Below are 1,389 nucleotides of genomic sequence, written 5' to 3' on the forward strand. Positions count from 1 at the left end.
GTGAGCAAGTGCTGCGCAAAGCGTTTGCTGAATTAGAAACCAACGATTGAGGTGAGATATGTCTTTTAAATCAGAAGTTGAATGTGATGGCGGTGACTGCTCTAGAACAGTTGAACTTAGCAGCTGTGACCCTTCCCAAGCCGAAATTGAATATTACAACTTAGAGGCTAAAGGTTGGTTGATCGAATTTAACGATGACTACGACTACTGCCCGAAATGCGCACCAATCGCAAAGGCTGAAATGGAGGAAGAAGCGAATGATGCATCTAAATGAAAAACGTCGCGCTGTGGCTAATGCCCTGTCTCGATTAGAAACGGCAGGAAGCTTGATCGTGAATGTAAGCACTGGCATTGCCATCCCTGTTATTACCATCGAGTTTCCACCTGTATGGCTTGTTAGTAAATCAAGCGAAGTGCGTGAACAGGCGGGTAAGACACTTAAAGTTTCACACATCGCAAAGCTTAGCGGTTGCCTAGTTCGCTGGGTAGAAAGTGAGACCGACAACATCAACGCGAAATACATAACTCAGTACTTAAACCCATACGCACCTGAGCTTATTGCGGTGCAGCCTAAGAATTTTTAATAAGTGAGAACCAAATGAAAACCATTAGCAAAGAAAAATACCTAGAGCTTTTAGATACGCAACGTCTGCATTTAGAAAAGAAAGTAGACATCGCGAAAGACGATTTATTCACTCTTGAAACTGCCATTGAAGATCTAGATGCAACAGACTTCGACGAAGTTGAAGTTACCGAAAAAGACGGCGCTTTTACATTCAATATCGTGGAGAAAAATAATGACTAATCAAACCCAACCACAAGACGGTTTTCGCTTCAACGGCCAAGGCCACCAAGTACCCGTAAGCCAAATCAAAGACGTTGATTTACTGCGTGATGATGTTGTTGCCGACATCGTACAAAAAGCGATTGCGACACAAGAAATCCTTGCGCTGTTTAAGAAAGAAACCATGCAGAACGTCGCGGATTTTGTAGACCTAAGCTCTGCTGAATTTGATGTGAAATACGGTGGCACCAAAGGCAACGTTACGCTGCTTTCTTTTGATGGCAAATACAAGGTGCAACGCTCAATTGGAGAGCACCGCGTGTTCGATGAACGCATCCAAGCGGCTAAGGCAAAAATTGACGAATGCATAAACCGTTGGAATGAAAATTCAAGCGATGAAATTAAAGCCCTTGTTGATTTGTCTTTCCGCGTAAACAAGCAAGGTCACATCGATGTAAACCAAGTGCTTAGTCTTCGCCAGTTAAACATTACCGACCCAGATTGGTTAGAAGCGATGGACGCCATTGCCGACTCAATCAAGGTTGTTGGCAAAACGCCTTACCTTCGAATCTATGAACGCCAAGGTGATGGTCAGTACAAACAAA

4 protein-coding genes are annotated in these 1,389 nt (G+C 43.6%); all 4 read left to right on the top strand.

The annotated features are described in order from the left end of the window. Nucleotides 1–58 precede the first annotated feature (58 nt). On the top strand, nt 59–274 hold the full coding sequence (locus AB6E08_RS23300; protein WP_372067764.1) for a hypothetical protein: 216 nt from the start codon (nt 59–61) through the stop codon (nt 272–274). Next, nucleotides 258–584: a hypothetical protein gene (locus tag AB6E08_RS23305; protein ID WP_372067761.1), complete on the top strand. Its 327-nt coding sequence runs from the start codon at nt 258–260 to the stop codon at nt 582–584. Before AB6E08_RS23300 ends, AB6E08_RS23305 begins: the two co-directional genes overlap by 17 nt. A 14-nt stretch (nt 585–598) precedes the next feature. Then, nucleotides 599–805, top strand: coding sequence for a hypothetical protein (locus AB6E08_RS23310; protein WP_372067758.1), 207 nt, complete (start codon nt 599–601; stop codon nt 803–805). After that, nucleotides 798–1,389 (top strand): DUF3164 family protein (locus AB6E08_RS23315; protein WP_372160352.1); only part of this gene is annotated, 592 nt, incomplete at its 3' end. The genes AB6E08_RS23310 and AB6E08_RS23315, both read left to right, overlap by 8 nt.

The sequence above is a fragment of the Vibrio sp. 10N.247.310.24 genome, assembly GCF_041467175.1.
GTDB classification, from domain to species: domain Bacteria; phylum Pseudomonadota; class Gammaproteobacteria; order Enterobacterales; family Vibrionaceae; genus Vibrio; species Vibrio tasmaniensis_A.

Excerpts from the sequence above, each read along its gene's own strand:
- AB6E08_RS23300 (WP_372067764.1), top strand. The coding sequence starts at position 59 with ATGTCTTTTAAATCAGAAGTTGAATGTGATGGCGGTGACTGCTCTAGA.
- AB6E08_RS23305 (WP_372067761.1), top strand. The coding sequence starts at position 258 with ATGATGCATCTAAATGAAAAACGTCGCGCTGTGGCTAATGCCCTGTCT.
- AB6E08_RS23310 (WP_372067758.1), top strand. The coding sequence starts at position 599 with ATGAAAACCATTAGCAAAGAAAAATACCTAGAGCTTTTAGATACGCAA.